This is a genomic window from Klebsiella sp. P1954, assembly GCF_018199955.1.
Lineage (GTDB): Bacteria > Pseudomonadota > Gammaproteobacteria > Enterobacterales > Enterobacteriaceae > Klebsiella > Klebsiella pneumoniae.
This window is the reverse complement of sequence record NZ_CP073373.1, coordinates 3316609-3334522: the sequence shown is the minus strand read 5'-3', so window position 1 is coordinate 3334522 and position 17914 is coordinate 3316609. Positions and strand designations below refer to the sequence as shown.

The following is a 17914-nucleotide window of genomic DNA, read 5'->3' as shown; positions in this document are numbered from 1 at the left end:
CTTATGCCTCACCAAGGTATGCGCGGATCACGTCCGGGTTATTACGAATCTCTTCCGGCGTCCCGTTGGCCAGCGGTGTTCCCTGGTTCACGACGTAGATGCGATCGGAAATGCCCATCACCAGCTTCATATCGTGTTCGATAAGCAGGATGGTGGTGTTGTGATGGTTACGCAGCTCGGCGATAAGCTCGTCCAGCTCTTTGGTCTCTTTCGGGTTCAGCCCCGCCGCCGGTTCATCGAGCATCAGAATTTCCGGCTGGGTCACCATGCAGCGGGCAATCTCCAGCCGACGCTGGTCGCCGTAGGCCAGGTTGCTGGCCTGACGGTTGGCATGCTCCAGCAGGCCGATACGCTCCAGCCAGGTGGCGGCCCTGTCCAGCGCTTCGCTCTGCGCCCGACGGAAGGCCGGCGTTTTCAGCAGGCCGGAGAAGAGCCCGGTTTTCAGCTGCTGATGCTGCGCCACCAGCAGGTTTTCAATCACCGTCATTTCGCGGAACAGGCGCACGTGCTGGAAGGTCCGCACCACGCCCATCCGCGCAATCTGCTGACCCGGCAGCCCTTCCAGGTGCTGGTCGCGCAGCAGAATAGTGCCGCCGGTGGGCTTGTAAAAACCGGTCAGGCAGTTAAAGACGGTGGTCTTCCCGGCGCCGTTGGGGCCGATCAGCGAGACGATCTCGCGCTCTCTGAGCTCCAGCGACACATTGTTGACGGCCAGCAGACCGCCGAAACGCATCATCAGGCCGCTAACGGATAATAATGGCTGACTCATGCCTGCTCTCCTTTCGCCTGACCGTTTTTCAGCTTCAACTGCACGCGCGTCATTGGCAGAAGCCCCTGCGGACGCCAGATCATCATCAGCACCATCAGGCCGCCGAGCATTAACATGCTGTATTCGTTGAAGTCACGCATCAACTCGCGCGAGACCACCAGCAGAATAGCCGCGAGGATCACCGCGAACTGCGAGCCCATCCCGCCCAGCACGACGATCGCCAGCACAAAGGCTGACTCGGCGAAGGTAAAGGATTCCGGGCTGACGAAGCCCTGGCGCGCGGCGAACAGCGTGCCGGCGAAGCCAGCAAACGCGGCGCTGATGGTAAAGGCGGTCAGCTTGATGCGCGTCGGGCTCAGGCCCAGCGAACGACAGGCGATCTCATCTTCACGCAGCGCTTCCCACGCCCGGCCCAGCGGCATTCGCAGCAGGCGGTTGATGACGAACAGGCTGAGCACTACCAGCAGCAACGCCACCAGGTAGAGGAAAATCACCCGGTCGGAGGGATCGTATTTGACGCCGAAGAAGTTGCTGAAGGTATCCCAGCCGCCTTCGCGGGCGCTGCGGCTAAATTCGAGGCCAAAGAAGGTCGGTTTCGGGATCTGGCTGATGCCGTTCGGCCCGCCGGTGATCTCGGTATTGTTGAGCAGCAGAATGCGCACGATCTCGCCGAAGCCTAAGGTCACAATCGCCAGGTAGTCGCCGCGCAAACGCAGCACCGGGAAGCCCAGCAGGAAACCGGCCGCCGCGGAGACCAGGCCGGCCAGCGGGAGACAGGTCCAGAAGCCAAGACCGTAATAGTGGTTCAGCAGCGCAAAGGTATACGCGCCGATGGCATAGAACCCACCGTAGCCCAGCACCAGCAGGCCGGAAAGGCCGACCACCACGTTCAACCCGAGGCCGAGGATGATATAGATCATCGTCAGGGTGGCGATATCCACCGTGCCGCGCGACACCATAAACGGCCAGGCCACGGCAATCACCAGCAGGGCGATCAGGAACAGCTTCTGCTTCACCGTCGACCCGTCAATCGCCGGCATAATAAACTTCGGCCCGGAGACGTTCTTAACCGCTTTCTGGAACAGCGGCCGCAGCAGCTGGAAGAAAAAGACCACCGCGGTACCGATGAAGATCCACTGCCAGCGAATATCGGCGGCGGTATCGACCACCAGTTTGGTGCCGTTCAGCTCCAGCTGCACGCCCATAAAGACGCCCGCCAGAATGAAGAACATCACGGCAGAGAGCAGCGCCATTGCAATTTGCATCGGTTTCATACTTTTTCCACCTCCGGGCGGCCCAGAATGCCGGTCGGCATCACTAACAGCACCAGAATCAGCAGCGCGAAGGAAACGACGTCCTTATATTCGGTGCTGAGATAGGCGGAAGAGAGCGCCTCGGCAATACCCAGGATCAGGCCGCCGATCATCGCGCCAGGGATACTGCCGATCCCGCCGAGCACGGCGGCGGTGAACGCCTTCATCCCGGCCATAAAGCCGATGTAGGGGTTAATCACGCCGTAGAACTGCCCCAGCAGCACGCCGGCCACCGCCGCCATCGCTGCGCCGATGACAAAGGTCAGGGCAATGACGCGGTCGGTGTTAATCCCGAGCAGGCTGGCCATTTTCAGATCTTCCGCGCAGGCGCGGCAGGCGCGCCCCATCCGCGAGTAGCGAATAAACAGCGTCAGGGCCAGCATGGCGATAAAGGTCACCACCCAGATCACCAGTTGCATGGTGGTGATCGTCGCGGAGAAGCTGTCGCTGTGGCCGACGACCCACTGGCCGTTAAACAAGCTCGGCAGCGCCACGTCGCGGGAGCCCTGGGTCAGGCTGACGTAGTTCTGCAGGAAGATAGACATCCCGATGGCGGAGATCAGCGCAATCAGGCGCTTGGAGTTACGCACCGGCCGATAGGCCACGCGCTCAATGCTCCAGCCGTAGGCGCTGGCAATCACAATGGCGCCCACGAATCCGGCGGCGACCAGCAGCCAGCTAGTGTCAATGCCCATCATCATCAGCGCGGCGATGATCATGAAGGAGACATAGCTGCCAATCATATAGACCTCGCCGTGGGCGAAGTTGATCATGCCGATAATGCCGTACACCATCGTATAGCCGATGGCGATCAGCGCATAGGTACTGCCCAGCGTGACGCCGTTAAACATCTGCTGCAGAAAATAGAGAAACTGCTCGGACATAAGGTAACCTTTTTCAAACCGCCCGCGGTTCGCGGGCGGAGGGATAACTCGTCTTCAGCGCTTATTTCGCCGCGCTCGAAGAGCCGTCGGCGTGCCACTGGAAGACACCAAACTCAAATCCCTTCAGATCGCCTTTTTCATCCCAGGTCAGCGGCCCAATCACGGTTTTCGCCCCGTGCGCTTTCAAATCTTTGATTAAATCCAGCGGCTGCTGGCTGCCGGTTCTGTCCATCGCCTGCGCCAGCGACTGCACGGCGGCATAGGTGATCCAGACGTACGGTCCGCTCGGATCTTTCTTCTCCGCTTTCAGCGCGTTGACGATGGCGCTGTTGGCAGGGTCCTGATCGTAGCGTTTTGGCATTGTCACCAGCATGCCTTCCGCCGCGGCGCCCGCGATATTGGACAGCGAGGCGTTGCCGACCCCTTCCGGCCCCATAAACACGGTTTTCAACCCGACGGAGCGCGCCTGGCGCAGCATCTGGCCCATTTCCGGGTAGTAGCCGCCGTAGTAGACGAAGTCGATGTTCTCTTTCTTCAGGCGCGCCAGCAGGGCGGAGAAATCTTTTTCCCCCGCGGTGATGCCATCGAAGAAGACGATGTTGGCCCCGGCTTTCTTCAGGTTGTCCTGCACCGAACGCGCCAGCCCTTCGCCGTACTGCTGCTTGTCATGAATGATGGCGATACGCTGCGGTTTCACTTTCTCGACGATATATTTCGCCGCGGTCGGCCCCTGCGAGGAGTCGAGGCCGGCGGTACGCATGATGTACTGGTATCCGCGCTGGGTCAGCTCCGGGTTGGTCGCCCCGGGGGAGATCATCAGGATGCCTTCATCCTCATAGATGTCGGAAGCCGGCTGGGTGGAAGAGGAGCACAGGTGGCCGATAACGTACTGAATGCCGTCGTTGACGATTTTGTTGGCCACCGCGACCGCTTGCTTCGGATCGCAGGCGTCGTCATATTCGACGGCCACCAGCTTGTCGCCCTTAATGCCGCCGCTGGCGTTGATGTCTTTAATCGCCTGACGCGCGCCATTGAACTCCATGTCGCCCCACTGGGCCACCGGACCCGACATCGCGCCGACCACGGCGACCTTAATATCCTTGGCCATCGCCGCGTGCGACATCGCTAATGCGACAATGCCCGCGACGATGGTTTTCGCGTTCCTTTTCATGCTGCAGAACCCCGTTCGTGATGTGGTGTAAATGTTTTGTATTTTTATGGTTAAAAAGCATTCTGTGCTTTTATTAAACAACGCCATTTTTACCATTGAGTTTAATGGTTTAGCGCAGTTTTTCACTAAAAAACAGATTAAAACCTCTATTTTTCAGTCGATTAAGCAAAGATAATATTCTGTATTTTGGTGAAGATAAACAAAAAAAAGTCCATCCTGCAGCATAAAATAACGATACATAAGGCGGAATAAAACGCTGCACATTAGGTTAAAATTCTGCTTATTTTTCGATCCATGACGGATTGCGCTACCCTGACAACGCCAGGAAAACGAATCCCCTGATGTACGCGCAAAAAACAGCGCTCCGCCAGACAGCAATTTTGGGTACACTGGCGCCTCTGTTTTGCACTGGATTTGCCGCCCATGAAACTGACCATTATCCGTTTACAGCACTTCAGCGATCAGGATCGCATTGATCTGGGGAAAATCTGGCCGTCGCAGGATCTGTCGACGCTGACCCTTGATGAAAACCATCGTCTCTACGCCGCCCGCTTTAACGAGCGCCTGCTGGGCGCCGTGCGCGTTACCCTGCGCGGCGTCGAAGGTGAGCTCAGCGATCTGTGCGTGCGTGAAGTGACCCGCCGCCGCGGCGTCGGACAATACTTAGTGGAAGAGACATTGCGTGATAACCCGGCGATCAATAGCTGGCGCGTCGCCGACCACGGGGTGGAGGACCGCGGCGTGATGGCGGCCTTTATGCAGGCGCTCGGCTTTAGCGCCCAGCAGAATGGTTGGGAAAAGTATTAAGCCGTAGCCCCAATAAGCGGAGCATGACCAAGGAAGAACCCGGCGGCGCTTCGCTTAGCCGGGCTACCTAGCGACTGTAGCCCCGGTAAGCGCAGCGCGACCGGGGTCAGACAACGCATCGGCAGCGGGAAAGGCGCCCCCCATTTAACCCAGCATTTCGCGTTGCAAAAAGGCGTCAAGACCCGAAATCCCCGGGAGCTTACATCAGTAAGTGACCGGGGTTGAGGGCCGCAGACAACGCATTTGCAGCGTGAAAGTCCCCCACCCATTTATCCCAGCATTTCGCGTTGCATAAATGCGTCAAGACCCGACATCCCCGGGAGCTTACATCAGTAAGTGACCGGGGTTGAGGGCCGCAGACAACGCATTTGCAGCGTGAAAGGCGCCCCCCATTTAACCCAGCATTTCGCGTTGCAAAAAGGCGTCAAGACCCGAAATCCCCGGGAGCTTACATCAGTAAGTGACCGGGGTTGAGGGCCGCAGACAACGCATTTGCAGCGTGAAAGGCGCCGGTTAAATTATTTGGCGTCGGTCGCCGTACCGTTCGCATGCCAGGTAAAGACCCCGAACTCAAAGCCTTTCAGGTCGCCTTTCTGATCCCACGACAGCGGGCCCATCACGGTGTCTACTGTCGCGCCTTTCAGGTATTTAGCGATTTCCGCCGGATCGTCAGACTGATTCAGGCCTGCCTGCAGCGACTGCAGCGCCGCGTAGGTGGTCCACACGAAGGCGCCGCTCGGATCCTGTTTCTTCGCCTTGATCGCATCCACGATCGGTTTGTTCGCCGGCACCTGGTCGTAGTTCTTCGGCTTGGTTACCAGCAGGCCTTCCGCCGACTCGCCGGCGATGTTAGACAGGGAGACGTTCGCTACGCCTTCCGGGCCCATAAACTGGGTTTTCAGACCGGCGGCGCGCGCCTGACGCAGGATCTGGCCCATTTCCGGGTGATAGCCGCCGTAGTAGACGAAATCGATATTCTCTTTCTTCAGGCGCGCCACCAGGGTGGAGAAATCTTTCTCACCGGCGGTGATCCCGTCGAAGAAGACCACGTTTGCCCCACCTTTTTTCAGGCCATCCTGCACCGCACGGGCCAAACCTTCGCCGTACTGCTGTTTGTCATGTACCACTGCGATACGCTGCGGCTTCACTTTGTCGAGAATGTATTTCGCCGCGGTTGGCCCCTGATCGGAGTCCAGACCGGTGGTGCGCAGGATCAGCTTATAGCCGCGCGCCGTCAGCTCCGGAGCAGTCGCTGCCGGGGTAATCATCAGAATGCCTTCGTCTTCATAGATATCAGACGCCGGCTGAGTGGAAGAGGAACACAGGTGACCAATAACGTATTTGATGCCGTCGTTGACCACTTTGTTGGCTACCGCTACCGCCTGTTTCGGGTCGCAAGCGTCATCATATTTGACGATCTGCAGCTTATTGCCCTTGATGCCGCCCTTAGCGTTGATATCCGCTACCGCCTGCTCTGCGCCGGTAAACTCCTGGTCGCCGTACTGGGCCACCGGGCCGGACATCGCCCCGACTACCGCGATTTTGATATCTTCCGCCAGCGCCGCGCTGCTCATAACTAAGGCAATACATCCTGCCAGTAACGCTTTACCCTTCATATTCATCCTGAGGCTCCCCATTATTATGGTTTTTGCATTTGTTGTGATGTTGTTTATTAGCGCATTATTTTGTTTATACCCATAGGAAAAGCATATGATAGCTAATCAACCGGGGGCTGCCCGCGCTTTTGCAGCACACTATGCTAAACATACCGTCATTCTGAGGAATTTGAAACGACTAAATTGCGGGCTATGTAACAGATAAGTGACAAATAAAAAAACCGCGCCAGCATGAACCGGACGCGGTGCAAAACAGAGCCTGATTACCAGCCAGCGGGTAGGTAGCCCACCGCGGATGCTATCGCGTAGGCGGCGCTGCAAAGATACAACAACACAATGAAGCATTGGATAAGCGGATGGGTCATCCAGGCCGGACAGGTCCAGCCCGGGGTCAGATCGCCACGCTGGCGGGCGCCCTTGAGCATCAGGATCGGCATAATCGATAAAATGACGCCGCTGAACACCCCGGCAAAATAGAGCGCGTTGACGAAGGAGACCATGCCGCTATAGGCCAGTACGAACGGCGGGATCGCCACCACCAGCAGCACCATCAGGCGCCGGGCGGGCTGTTCGTCATTCCCCAGGCGGAACTGATCGAAGATATTGGTCAGGAAGCTGCCGCCCAGTCCCCAGTAGGAGGTCAACATCGCGCACAGCGCAAACAGGTTGGCGGAGAAGAAGGCCCACTCGCCAAGCGCCCTGCCCCAGGAGATGGTGGCCACATCCGAAATATTGTCCAGACCGTTAAGCGAGATCACCGACAACGGCACCAGCGCCAGCAGGGTAAAGGTCAGCGCCATGCCGACCATAATAGCTTTAGGCAATTTTTCCGGTTTGTCGGCGAAGCCCCGCGCCATCTCCGGGACGATATACTGTGCCGAGAAGCAGAATGCCACGACGTTGAAGACCGGAACCATATACAGCCAGTTGCCGTCGAGCAGATAGCCGACGCGGGTGGTCTCTTTCAGCAGCGTGGCAATCACCAGCACCGAGATCATCACCACCATGCCGATGCTGATAAATTTCTCGCCGCGGCCGATCGCCTTCAGCCCCAGGTAGAGTACCCCTGCCGCCGGAACGAAAAACAGCACGCTGCCCAGCGCCGGCGAGATGCCAAACAGGGAGTGCAACAGCTTACCGCTGCCGGTCATATACGCCGTCAATGCCCCGACGCTATTGACGCAGACGGAGAGAAACATCATCAGCGCGCCAAAGCCGCCGACGTAGCGCTTCGATAATCCACTGAGCTGCAGATGTTTACGGGTGCGCAGCGTGGATTCCGCGACATAGAGCATGGTCACCGTGGTCAGACTACCCACCAGCACCAGCCAGAACAGCAGCGGTAAGAAGCCCGCTTTGCTCGACGCATAGGCGATAGAGAGGACGCCCGCGCCAATATTGGTACCGACAATCATCGATACCCCTTCGACGAAGCTCAGAGATTTTGCAGGGACAGCCGTACGTTCCCGGCCGGTGAGGACGGGAGAAAAGGTGGAGTTTTCAGACATAATACTTAATGAGATGGTCACTCCCTCCTTCCCAGTACTATGCTGAGGACAGGCTTTCATTCGGAGAACCATCATGGAAAACATTGCGCTTATTGGTATCGATCTGGGTAAGAACTCTTTCCATATTCATTGTCAGGATCATCGTGGGAAGGCCGTTTACCGTAAAAAATTCACCCGACCAAAGCTAATCGAATTTCTGGCGACATGCCCGGCAACAACCATCGCGATGGAAGCCTGTGGCGGTTCTCACTTTATGGCACGCAAGCTGGAAGAGTTAGGGCATTTTCCAAAGCTGATATCACCGCAATTTGTCCGCCCATTCGTTAAAAGCAACAAAAATGACTTCGTTGATGCTGAAGCTATCTGTGAAGCAGCATCACGTCCATCTATGCGTTTCGTGCAGCCCAGAACCGAATCTCAGCAGGCAATGCGAGCTCTGCATCGTGTCCGTGAATCCCTGGTTCAGGATAAGGTGAAAACAACTAATCAGATGCATGCTTTTCTGCTGGAATTTGGTATCAGCGTTCCGCGAGGTGCTGCCGTTATTAGTCGACTGAGTACCCTTCTTGAGGACAGTAGTTTGCCTCTTTATCTCAGCCAGTTACTGCTGAAATTACAACAGCATTATCACTATCTTGTTGAGCAGATTAAAGATCTGGAATCTCAGTTGAAACGAAAGTTGGACGAAGATGAGGTTGGACAGCGCTTGCTGAGTATTCCCTGCGTTGGAACGCTGACTGCCAGTACTATTTCAACTGAGATTGGCGACGGGAAGCAGTACGCCAGCAGCCGTGACTTTGCGGCGGCAACAGGGCTGGTACCCCGACAGTACAGCACGGGAGGTCGGACGACATTGTTAGGGATTAGCAAGCGGGGCAACAAAAAGATCCGAACTTTGTTGGTTCAGTGTGCCAGGGTATTCATACAAAAACTGGAACACCAGTCTGGCAAGTTGGCCGACTGGGTCAGGGAGTTGTTGTGTCGGAAAAGCAACTTTGTCGTCACCTGTGCTCTGGCAAACAAGCTGGCCAGAATAGCCTGGGCACTGACGGCGCGACAGCAAACTTACGAAGCATAAAGGCAGAAATACACCAGTTTAAACAATCATTCATCTGGTTTTGCGAATACTGATATTGATGATACTAACGGCCCACCGGCCTGTTGAGGAACCTGTAAAACGGAAAGGCTCATTGAAGCCGTATATTTTCTGGAGGTTCATCAGGCGCGGAACTCATCGAGGCGCGGGAATAAAATCCCATTCAGACGCCGGATAGATTCAAGCAAGCCAACTTGTCGTCAAAATCGGTGTTGCAAAAACGGGAGTGACCATAGATTCCGTTTTACTCCGGCGGTTGTCACCGCCGGAAAAAAGGTGATATCAGGGTGATAAACCACTCACGCTGAGCATAAACAGCCGGCTGCGGCGTCCTGTTTCTGTTCGGCTTCCCTGCCGCCGCAGCCCGCCGGGGAGACGTTAGCTCTTCAGTACGCGCGCCAGAATATCCAGCGCTTTCGAGAACTGGGCATCCGGGATAGTCAACGGATACAGGAAGCGGATCACGTTGCCGTAGACGCCACAGCTCAGCAGCAGCAGGCCGTTCTCCTGCGCTTTCTGTTGCACCTGGCGGGTGAATTCCGGCGACGGTTCGCCTGTTTGCGGATCGTTAAACTCCACCGCCACCATCGACCCCCGGCCGCGGACATCAACGATCGCCGGACAGGTGGCGCGCGCCTGGTTGAGCACTTCCTGCAGATGGCTACCCAGCTGCTCAGCGCGCTGACACAGCTGCTCTTCGGCAATCACATCCAGCACCGCGTGCGCCGCGGCCACCGCCAGCGGGTTACCGGCATAGGTTCCGCCCAGCCCGCCAGGCGCTGGCGCATCCATCACTTCGGCGCGACCAACGACGCCCGACAGCGGGAAACCGCCGGCGAGGCTTTTCGCCATCGTCATCAGATCCGGTTTCACCTCATAGTGCTGCATGGCGAACAGCTTGCCGGTACGGGCGAAACCGGTCTGCACTTCATCGGCGATCAGCAGAATGCCGTGGGTATCGCACAGGTCGCGCAGCGCCTGCATGAAATCGGCCGGCGCGACGTTAAAGCCGCCTTCCCCCTGGATCGGCTCGAGAATGATGGCCGCTACCTGGTCCGGCGCAATATCCGCTTTGAAAATGCGCTCCAGGCTTTTCAGCGCATCCGCGGTGGTCACACCATTCGCCGCATTGGGGTAAACGCCGTGATACACCGAGCCCGGGAACGGCCCGAAGCCGATTTTGTAGGGCGCGACCTTACCGGTGAGGGCCATGGTCATAAAGGTACGGCCGTGGAAGCCGCCGCCGAAGGTAATCAGCCCCGGACGACCGGTGTAAGCGCGGGCGATTTTCACCGCGTTCTCGACCGCTTCCGCGCCGGTGGTGAAGAAAGCCGTTTTTGCCGGCCCGTCAATTGGCGCCAGATCGTTGATACGCTCCGCCAGCGAAACATAGCTTTCGTACGGCACAATCTGATAGGCGGTGTGGGTGAACGCCTGCAGCTGGTCGGCAACCGCGGCGACCACTTTCGGATGGCGGTGACCGGTATTTAACACGGCGATCCCGGCGGCGAAATCGATCACCTCATTGCCTTCGATATCCCACAGCGTGGCGTTTTCCGCCTTCTCGACAAAGTAGTTACACATTACGCCTACGCCGCGCGGCGTCGCCTGCTGGCGACGTTGATTCAGTTCTGAGCTTTTCACCTGCGAATCTCCTGTCGTGTATGTCACGTTATCGCAACAAATTAGAAACGATGTCGTTTATTTACACAGGAGTTGGCCCTATAATCGAGTACCAATTTTGAATATCTGAGGGATCCAATTGCGTTCGCTGGTGGGTGACCTGGTGCTGGTCCGTCTGCAGGAAGAGCGGGATCCTCTTCTGCACAAACGCTTATATAACGCGCTGCGCCGCGCGATCCTCGACGGTTCGCTGGCGCCGCAAAGCCGTCTGCCGCCGTCGCGGGACCTGGCGGGCGAGCTCGGCGTATCAAGAAACACCATATTAACAACTTATGAACAATTGCTGGCGGAAGGATATGTGGTTTCCCGTCGGGGAAGCGGAACATTCGTTGCCCAAACCGCCCCTGAGAGCTCATTGACGGCTAAAGAAGAGCGGGAAAACAACAGTCTTGCGGCACCGACGGCGCATCTTTCACGCCGAGGCCAGCATCTGCTCGGCCAGGTCAGCGCCAGCCCGCGCCAGTGGGGAGCGTTTATACCCGGCGTGCCGGACGTTAACGCCTTTCCCCACCCGCTGTTCAGTAAGATCCAGGCCCGCATCAGCCGTCGGCCCAAACCGGAGCGGCTCAGCTATAGCTGCAACGGCGGCTCCCCGGAACTGCAGCAGGCGCTGGTGGATTATCTGCGCGTGTCGCGCGGCGTCCACTGTCAGTCAGATCAAATTCTTATCACCGAGGGGATCCACCAGGCGATCGATCTGGTCACCCGCATGCTGTGTGATAACGGCGATCTGGCGTGGGTGGAGGAGCCTTCCTACTGGGGGATCCGCCACGTGCTGGCGATGAACGACGTTCGGGCAGAGCCCCTGACCGTCGATGCCAACGGCCTGTGCCCGCCGGAGACGGTTGACGATGCGCCGAGGCTGATCTTCGTTACGCCTTCCCACCAGTATCCGCTGGGCGCGGTGATGAGCCTTGAGCGCCGCCAGCGGCTGCTGGCGCTCGCCCGTCAGCAGGGGAGCTGGATCGTCGAAGATGATTATGACAGCGAGTTTCGCTTTTCCGGTCAGCCGATCCCCGCCCTGCAGGGTCTGGTCGCCGACGCCCCGGTGGTCTATATCGGCACCTTCAGCAAGACGCTCTATCCCGGCCTGCGCCTGGGCTACGTGGTGATCCCGCGGCCGCTGGTCAGCGACCTGAAGCACGCCCATGCTGAGCTTTACCGCGGCGGCCATTCGCTGATCCAGATGGCGCTGGCGGAGTTTATTACCGCCGGCCACTATTCGGCCCATATCCGCCGTATGCGGCTGCTATACAGCCGTCGCCGCGCCTTTTTAACTGAGCTTATCCAGCGGCACTGTATGCCGTACGCCCTGTCTGACTTCAGCGATAATGCCGGGCTGCATTTGATCCTCAATTTGCCCGCAGAGGCTGACGATGTGGCGATCGCCAGAGAGGCCAATGCGCGGCACATTCTGGTGCGGCCGCTGTCGCGCTACTACCTGACGGCGGCGCGCAAGAAAGGATTACTGATGGGATTCGCCAGCCAGCCCGAAGAGCAGATGGCGTCGGCGTTCAGCGTCTTACTCGGCTGCCTGCAGACGCACTGCCCGCAGATGCTCCTGCTCCGGGAGGACGCAGAAAAACAAAACGCCCCAACCTGAGGCGGGGCGTTATCGGGGAGCCTGATATCAGGTATCAGGCAGGCGTGGCGTATCAGGCTTCGATAGCGGCACGCAGTTTTTTCATGGCGTTCTTTTCCAGCTGACGCACGCGCTCTGCGGATACGCCGTAGCGGTCGGCCAGTTCCTGCAGCGTGGACTTGTTATCTTCGTCCAGCCAGCGGGCGCGGATGATGTCCTGGCTACGCTCGTCCAGGCCCTGCATCGCGTCAGTCAGCTTATTCGCCGCCTGCTCTTCCCAGTTATCGTCTTCGATGCCGTCGGCAAAGTTAGACGTTTTGTCCTGCAGATACAGGACCGGCGCCATCGGCTGGCTGTCGGACTCATCGTCGGACGACATGTCGAAGGTCATGTCCTGGGCCGCCATACGGGATTCCATCTCGCGGACGTCTTTGCTCGACACGCCCAGCTCACGGGCCACCATTTCCACTTCATCCTGGTTGAACCAACCCAAACGCTGTTTGGTTTTACGCAGGTTAAAGAACAGCTTACGCTGTGCTTTGGTGGTAGCGACCTTCACAATACGCCAGTTGCGCAGCACGTATTCGTGAATTTCGGCTTTAATCCAGTGCACGGCGAAGGAGACCAGGCGCACACCCACTTCCGGGTTGAAGCGACGCACGGCTTTCATCAGGCCGATATTGCCTTCCTGGATCAGATCCGCCTGCGGCAGGCCATAGCCCGAGTAGTTACGAGCAATGTGAACAACAAAGCGCAGGTGAGACAGAATCAGCTTTTTCGCTGCTTCCAGATCGCCCTGGTAATGCAGCTTTTCAGCAAGCTCCCGCTCTTCATCAGCCGACAGCATCGGCCAAGTGTTAGCGGCCCGGATGTACGATTCCAGGTTACCAACGGGGGCTAAAGCTAAAGTTTGCATTTCTTTGGTCATTCAAATCCTCTCAATTGATATCTTCTGACGCGTTCTTGTCCCCATCAGGCAACAAGCATGCCAGCATTCATGAGCAACGAGAATATCACTCACATTAGTATCAGACAGTGATTTTATCCACAAGTTCCATGCAACGGTGTGAATAAATTACGCACAAAATGTGACACCACGATGAAAAAGTGAGGGCAGGAAAAGGGGAACAAGCTTGCGGTATCTTTCCCTGCGAACAGGAACTCATTGCAGCAGGGAAAGATTATATCACGCTTTTATTAATCGGGAGTAAAGTGACGTAAATGTTGCACTGTCGCCAGCCAGGCGGCTACCCACCCGATCATCGAGCAGACGATCAACATCAACAGACACTCGTCGAAGCCTAAGCCGCTCAGCTCAAACTGGGTGCCGAAGACTTTCGCCACTTCGGTCACCGCCGACGAGAGGCGCATTACCAGAATCTCCGACAGGATCAGCGATAAAAACGCGCCGGAAAAGCCCAGCATCGCTCCGCCGTAGAGGAACGGACGCAGGATAAAGCCGTCGGTGGCGCCGATAAGCTTCTGAACGTTAATGGTATCGCGGCGGGCGAAGATGCTCAGGCGCACGCTGTTGCCGATCACCAGGAACACCGCCGCCACCATCAGCACGCCGATCATCGCCGACACGCGTCCTACCAGCCCGGTGAGCGAGGAGAGACGGGCAAACCAGCTGTCGTCCATCCGCACTTCATCGACGCCCTGGATCCGCGTTACCCGATCGCGCAGGGTATTCAGCGCCTCGGTGCTCTGGAAATCCAGCTTCGGCACCACGATGGCGACCGCCGGCAGCGGGTTCTCCTCCAGCATATCCAGGGCGCCGCCAAAGCCAGACCAGTTACGGAATTCCCCCAGCGCCTCATCGCGGGATAAATAATTCACCTTGTCGACGCCCTGCTCCGCCTGCAGCTGGCCCACCACCCGCGCCGCGGCATCGTCATCCAGCGTTTTTTCCAGATAAACGGTGATCTGCGGCGAGGGATAATACTGGGACGCCGCGCTGCTGACGTTTTTGTAGACCATGTAGCAGACGCTTGGCAGGGTCAACGAAATGGCGATGACCATTACCGTCAGGAAGGTCGCCAGCGGCGTGCTTTTTAGATCCTGCAGCGCGCCGTGCCAGGCATAGCGCACCTGCTCGTTGAATACGTTGCTCTTACGCGAGGCCGGGTTAGGCGCCGCTTTCGGCCGTTTTGGCGCATTGCGCCCGCCACCGCCGCCGCCCGCGGCGTTGCGCAGGCGATCGAACTTGCTGCCGAACTGGCGAATCTGGTTCATTGCGTCGCGCTTATTCACCCCGAATGCCTCCATGCAGATGGCCGTCGCTAAGCGTCAGCACGCGGTACGGACGACTGGAGATAAGCCCCAGATCGTGCGTGGCCATCAGTACCGTCACCCCGACGCGGTTAAACTCTTCAAACAGACGTAAAATCCCCTCCGAGAGCGCCTCGTCGAGGTTGCCGGTCGGTTCATCCGCCAGCAGCACCGCCGGCTTGTTGACCACCGCGCGAGCGATTCCCACGCGCTGCTGCTCACCGCCGGAGAGCTGAATGGGAAAATTCTTCGCTTTGTCCAGCAGGCCAACCTTGTCCAGCGCCGCCGAGACGCGACGACGAATATCATCGCCGCTGGCGCCGGCGATAATCAGCGGGATCGCCACGTTGTCATACACGGTACGATCCATCAGCAAATGGTGGTCCTGGAAAATCATACCGATCTGGCGGCGCAGGAACGGCACCTCACGGCTCTTCAGACGGCTGATTTCATGACCGCTGAAGAAGATTTTCCCGGCGCTGGGCCGTTCGATACCACAGATAAGCTTCAGCAGGGTACTCTTCCCTGCGCCGGAATGGCCGGTCAGAAACGCCATCTCGCCCGGCTGCAGGTGGAAGGTCACCCCCTGCAGCGCTTGTCTCCCACCGAGATAGGCTTTGCTGACTTGTTCAAAGCGAATCATTCTTAATCCTCTCGGGCAAAAAGTGCCTCAATAAAGTCGCCCGCATTAAACGGACGCAGATCCTCAATACGCTCGCCGACGCCAATATAGCGAATCGGAATGCCGAACTGATCGGCCACCGAGAAGATCACGCCGCCTTTGGCGGTGCCGTCCAGCTTGGTCAGGGTGATCCCGGTCAAACCTACCGCCTCATGGAACAGTTTGGCCTGGCTAACAGCATTCTGCCCGGTGCTGGCGTCAATGGTTAACATCACCTCGTGCGGCGCGTCGACGTCCAGCTTTTTCATTACCCGGACAATCTTCTTCAGCTCTTCCATCAGGTGCGATTTATTTTGCAAACGCCCGGCGGTATCGGCAATCAGTACGTCAACATGGCGCGCCTTCGCCGCCTGAATGGCGTCGAAAATCACCGAGGCGGAGTCGGCGCCGGTGTGCTGGGCGATCACCGGGATATTATTACGCTGGCCCCAGACCTGCAGCTGTTCCACCGCCGCCGCACGGAAGGTATCCCCCGCCGCCAGCATCACCGACTTACCCTGCTGTTCAAACTGACGCGCCAGCTTGCCGATGGTAGTGGTTTTCCCCACCCCGTTCACGCCGACCATCAGAATAACAAATGGCGTTTTGCCTTCAACGTTCAGCGGCTCGTCTACTTTGGCGAGAATCTCGCCCATCTCTTCTTTCAGCAGGCCGTACAGCGCTTCCGCATCGCGCAGCTGCTTACGGCTGGCGCCTTCCGTCAGGTTGGTAATGATCTTGCGGGTGGTTTCCACCCCGACGTCGGCGATCAGCAGCTGTTCTTCCAGCTCTTCAAACAGATCATCGTCGATCTTCTTACCGCGGAACAGGCTGATAAATCCGGAACCGAGATTTTGCTTCGTTTTCAGCAGGCTACGTTTGAGGCGGGCGAAGAAACCTTCTTTTGTCGGTTTTTCCTGCTCCTGAGCCAGCGCTTCAAGCGGCGCCTCGTCCTCGGGCGCCGGCACCACTACCGCCGCCTCTTCTGCCGCTTCGGCCGCCAGCGCCTGCGCTTCCAGCTCTTCATCGCTTAACGGCGCGTCCTCTTCGGGCACTTCTGTCTCCTGCGGCTGGACAACGATGCCTTCCACAGGCTGCTCTGCTACGGCTTCCGCCACCACCGGTTCGGCGATAACCTCTTCCGCCAGCGGCTCAACCACCGCAGGCTGTTCAGGCGGTTCGCTGACCGCGGGCTCCGGTTCAACAACAGGCGTTTCTTCGGTCAGAGCAGGCGTTTCCACCCACTCTTCTTCCTGCGCGCTGGCAGGCTCCGCGAGGTGCGCTTTTTCGCTTTCGACCACCGTCTCGGTCACTTCGACGACGTCTTCGGCAAACGCCGCCGGGTCTGCTTTCGGCGCGCTCGGCTCAGCAGGGGTTTCAACCGCCGGTATCTCTTCGGCAACCGCTTGCTGTTCTTCTACTTTTTGCTCAGTCTCGGTTTCCTGTGCCTGTTCTTTCTGTCCAAAGCCCAGCCAGGAAAAGAAGCCACGTTTTTTCTCTTTTGCCATTTGCGACCACACTCCTCGCTGTTTATTCATGGCGCAGCTTCATCAGAAGCTGAAAAAATGATGAAATTAGTTGGATAGTCTATCACTTAACTTAACTCGCAGCACCGCCCCCGGATTAAGGTTTCGTCAACCGCCGTCGATCGCTAGAATAGCAGGCTGGAAGTTGAGACTTGAGCAGAGAGATGAAAAAACCAAACCACGCGGGCAGCGGCCAGATCCGCATCATCGGCGGGCAATGGCGCGGCCGTAAATTACCGGTGCCGGAGAGCCCGGGCCTGCGGCCGACCACCGACCGGGTTCGCGAAACCCTTTTTAACTGGCTGGCGCCGTCCATTGTTGACGCGCACTGCCTCGATTGCTTTGCCGGCAGCGGCGCGCTGGGGCTGGAAGCGCTGTCCCGCTATGCGGCCAGCACCACGCTGCTGGAGATGGAGCGCGGCGTAGCCCAGCAGCTGCAAAAAAATCTCGCCACCCTGAAAGCGGATCGCGGCAAGGTGATCACCACCAACACCCTCAGCTTCCTGAGCCAGCCGGGGACCCCGCACCAGATCGTGTTCGTCGACCCGCCGTTCCGTCAGGGGCTGCTGGAGGAGACGCTACGTCTGCTGGAGACACAAGGCTGGCTGGCCGATGAGGCCCTGGTGTACGTCGAAAGCGAAGTCGAAAACGGCTTACCGCCGGTGCCGGCTAACTGGCAATTGTATCGTGAAAAAGTGGCCGGACAGGTCGCCTACCGTCTTTACCAACGTGAGGCCCAAGGAGAGCACCATGCTGATTAATTTAGGCCGCCTGCTGATGCTGTGCGTCTGGGCCTTTCTGTTATTGAATCTGTTTCAGCCCTTCCCGAAGCCGCTGAATATCTTTGTCAACGTCGCGCTGATTTTCATGATCCTGATGCACGGTCTGCAGCTGACGCTGCTCAAGGCGACGCAGCCGAAAGAGGCGCCGCCGCTGAGCCGCTTTGAGCAAATCCGCATTTTTATTTTCGGCGTGTTTGAGCTCGTGGCCTGGCAGAAAAAACTGAAGGCGACGCTGAAAAAATAGT

General features: G+C 57.8%; 16 protein-coding genes. 5 read left to right on the top strand and 11 right to left on the bottom strand.

From position 1 onward, the window contains the following. Nucleotide 1: 1 nt before the first annotated feature. From livG to livK, 4 genes are all read right to left on the bottom strand, one after another. On the bottom strand, nt 2-769 hold the full coding sequence (gene livG / locus KB890_RS15880) for a high-affinity branched-chain amino acid ABC transporter ATP-binding protein LivG (protein ID WP_002920803.1): 768 nt from the start codon (nt 767-769) through the stop codon (nt 2-4). Continuing rightward, nucleotides 766-2043, bottom strand: coding sequence for a branched chain amino acid ABC transporter permease LivM (gene livM / locus KB890_RS15875; protein WP_004174005.1), 1278 nt, complete (start codon nt 2041-2043; stop codon nt 766-768). The genes livG and livM overlap by 4 nt, the downstream gene beginning before the upstream one ends. Next, on the bottom strand, nt 2040-2966 hold the full coding sequence (gene livH, locus KB890_RS15870; RefSeq protein WP_002920807.1) for a high-affinity branched-chain amino acid ABC transporter permease LivH: 927 nt from the start codon (nt 2964-2966) through the stop codon (nt 2040-2042). Before livH ends, livM begins: the two co-directional genes overlap by 4 nt. A gap of 61 nt (nt 2967-3027) precedes the next feature. Further along, a complete protein-coding gene (livK, locus tag KB890_RS15865; RefSeq protein WP_002920808.1) occupies nt 3028-4137 on the bottom strand; it encodes a high-affinity branched-chain amino acid ABC transporter substrate-binding protein LivK in 1110 nt (369 codons plus the stop codon). Nucleotides 4138-4560: 423 nt separating this feature from the next. Here livK and panM point away from each other — a divergent pair, with 423 nt between their 5' ends. Further along, complete coding sequence (gene panM / locus KB890_RS15860; protein WP_020325124.1) at nt 4561-4944, top strand: aspartate 1-decarboxylase autocleavage activator PanM; 384 nt, start codon at nt 4561-4563, stop codon at nt 4942-4944. Between the two features lie 518 nt (nt 4945-5462). Here the strand turns inward: panM and livJ are convergent. Together livJ and KB890_RS15850 are read right to left on the bottom strand one after the other, a co-directional pair. Next, on the bottom strand, nt 5463-6566 hold the full coding sequence (gene livJ / locus KB890_RS15855) for a branched chain amino acid ABC transporter substrate-binding protein LivJ (protein WP_002920812.1): 1104 nt from the start codon (nt 6564-6566) through the stop codon (nt 5463-5465). Nucleotides 6567-6823: 257 nt separating this feature from the next. Continuing rightward, nucleotides 6824-8068 (bottom strand): aromatic amino acid transport family protein, encoded by a 1245-nt coding sequence (locus KB890_RS15850; protein ID WP_004150081.1) that lies wholly within the window; start codon nt 8066-8068, stop codon nt 6824-6826. Nucleotides 8069-8141: 73 nt separating this feature from the next. Between KB890_RS15850 and KB890_RS15845 the strand changes: the two genes are divergently transcribed. After that, nucleotides 8142-9146 (top strand): IS110-like element IS5075 family transposase, encoded by a 1005-nt coding sequence (locus KB890_RS15845; protein WP_000427619.1) that lies wholly within the window; start codon nt 8142-8144, stop codon nt 9144-9146. Nucleotides 9147-9542: 396 nt separating this feature from the next. On the opposite strand, the gene KB890_RS15840 is transcribed toward KB890_RS15845, so the two are convergent. Further along, on the bottom strand, nt 9543-10808 hold the full coding sequence (locus KB890_RS15840; protein WP_020324414.1) for a 4-aminobutyrate--2-oxoglutarate transaminase: 1266 nt from the start codon (nt 10806-10808) through the stop codon (nt 9543-9545). A 118-nt stretch (nt 10809-10926) separates the two neighbouring features. On the opposite strand from KB890_RS15840, the gene KB890_RS15835 reads away from it, so the two are divergent. Further along, the gene (locus tag KB890_RS15835; protein WP_020324416.1) at nt 10927-12450 is read left to right on the top strand and encodes a MocR-like pyridoxine biosynthesis transcription factor PdxR; all 1524 of its coding nucleotides are present in this window, start codon (nt 10927-10929) and stop codon (nt 12448-12450) included. A 52-nt stretch (nt 12451-12502) separates the two neighbouring features. On the opposite strand, the gene rpoH is transcribed toward KB890_RS15835, so the two are convergent. The 4 genes from rpoH to ftsY form a co-directional block, all read right to left on the bottom strand. Then, nucleotides 12503-13357 carry an RNA polymerase sigma factor RpoH gene (rpoH, locus tag KB890_RS15830; RefSeq protein WP_002920815.1) on the bottom strand — a complete coding sequence of 285 codons (855 nt, stop codon included), beginning with the start codon at nt 13355-13357 and terminating at the stop codon, nt 12503-12505. Nucleotides 13358-13626: 269 nt separating this feature from the next. Next, nucleotides 13627-14682, bottom strand: coding sequence for a permease-like cell division protein FtsX (ftsX, locus tag KB890_RS15825; RefSeq protein ID WP_004173994.1), 1056 nt, complete (start codon nt 14680-14682; stop codon nt 13627-13629). Beyond that, nucleotides 14675-15343, bottom strand: a complete 669-nt coding sequence (ftsE, locus tag KB890_RS15820) for a cell division ATP-binding protein FtsE (protein WP_002920817.1) — start codon at nt 15341-15343, stop codon at nt 14675-14677. Before ftsE ends, ftsX begins: the two co-directional genes overlap by 8 nt. Before the next feature lie 2 nt (nt 15344-15345). After that, nucleotides 15346-16869, bottom strand: coding sequence for a signal recognition particle-docking protein FtsY (gene ftsY / locus KB890_RS15815; protein WP_004181477.1), 1524 nt, complete (start codon nt 16867-16869; stop codon nt 15346-15348). 182 nt (nt 16870-17051) lie between these two features. Between ftsY and rsmD the strand changes: the two genes are divergently transcribed. Both rsmD and KB890_RS15805 read left to right on the top strand, forming a co-directional pair. Further along, nucleotides 17052-17648 carry a 16S rRNA (guanine(966)-N(2))-methyltransferase gene (gene rsmD, locus KB890_RS15810; RefSeq protein ID WP_002920820.1) on the top strand — a complete coding sequence of 199 codons (597 nt, stop codon included), beginning with the start codon at nt 17052-17054 and terminating at the stop codon, nt 17646-17648. Next, on the top strand, nt 17638-17913 hold the full coding sequence (locus tag KB890_RS15805) for a DUF1145 family protein (protein ID WP_002920822.1): 276 nt from the start codon (nt 17638-17640) through the stop codon (nt 17911-17913). The genes rsmD and KB890_RS15805 overlap by 11 nt, the downstream gene beginning before the upstream one ends. Nucleotide 17914 lies beyond the last annotated feature (1 nt).

Excerpts from the sequence above, each read along its gene's own strand:
- livG (WP_002920803.1), bottom strand. The coding sequence starts at position 769 with ATGAGTCAGCCATTATTATCCGTTAGCGGCCTGATGATGCGTTTCGGC.
- panM (WP_020325124.1), top strand. The coding sequence starts at position 4,561 with ATGAAACTGACCATTATCCGTTTACAGCACTTCAGCGATCAGGATCGC.
- KB890_RS15805 (WP_002920822.1), top strand. The coding sequence starts at position 17,638 with ATGCTGATTAATTTAGGCCGCCTGCTGATGCTGTGCGTCTGGGCCTTT.
- livH (WP_002920807.1), bottom strand. The coding sequence starts at position 2,966 with ATGTCCGAGCAGTTTCTCTATTTTCTGCAGCAGATGTTTAACGGCGTC.
- livJ (WP_002920812.1), bottom strand. The coding sequence starts at position 6,566 with ATGAATATGAAGGGTAAAGCGTTACTGGCAGGATGTATTGCCTTAGTT.
- livK (WP_002920808.1), bottom strand. The coding sequence starts at position 4,137 with ATGAAAAGGAACGCGAAAACCATCGTCGCGGGCATTGTCGCATTAGCG.
- KB890_RS15850 (WP_004150081.1), bottom strand. The coding sequence starts at position 8,068 with ATGTCTGAAAACTCCACCTTTTCTCCCGTCCTCACCGGCCGGGAACGT.
- KB890_RS15845 (WP_000427619.1), top strand. The coding sequence starts at position 8,142 with ATGGAAAACATTGCGCTTATTGGTATCGATCTGGGTAAGAACTCTTTC.
- rsmD (WP_002920820.1), top strand. The coding sequence starts at position 17,052 with ATGAAAAAACCAAACCACGCGGGCAGCGGCCAGATCCGCATCATCGGC.
- ftsY (WP_004181477.1), bottom strand. The coding sequence starts at position 16,869 with ATGGCAAAAGAGAAAAAACGTGGCTTCTTTTCCTGGCTGGGCTTTGGA.
- livM (WP_004174005.1), bottom strand. The coding sequence starts at position 2,043 with ATGAAACCGATGCAAATTGCAATGGCGCTGCTCTCTGCCGTGATGTTC.
- rpoH (WP_002920815.1), bottom strand. The coding sequence starts at position 13,357 with ATGACCAAAGAAATGCAAACTTTAGCTTTAGCCCCCGTTGGTAACCTG.
- ftsE (WP_002920817.1), bottom strand. The coding sequence starts at position 15,343 with ATGATTCGCTTTGAACAAGTCAGCAAAGCCTATCTCGGTGGGAGACAA.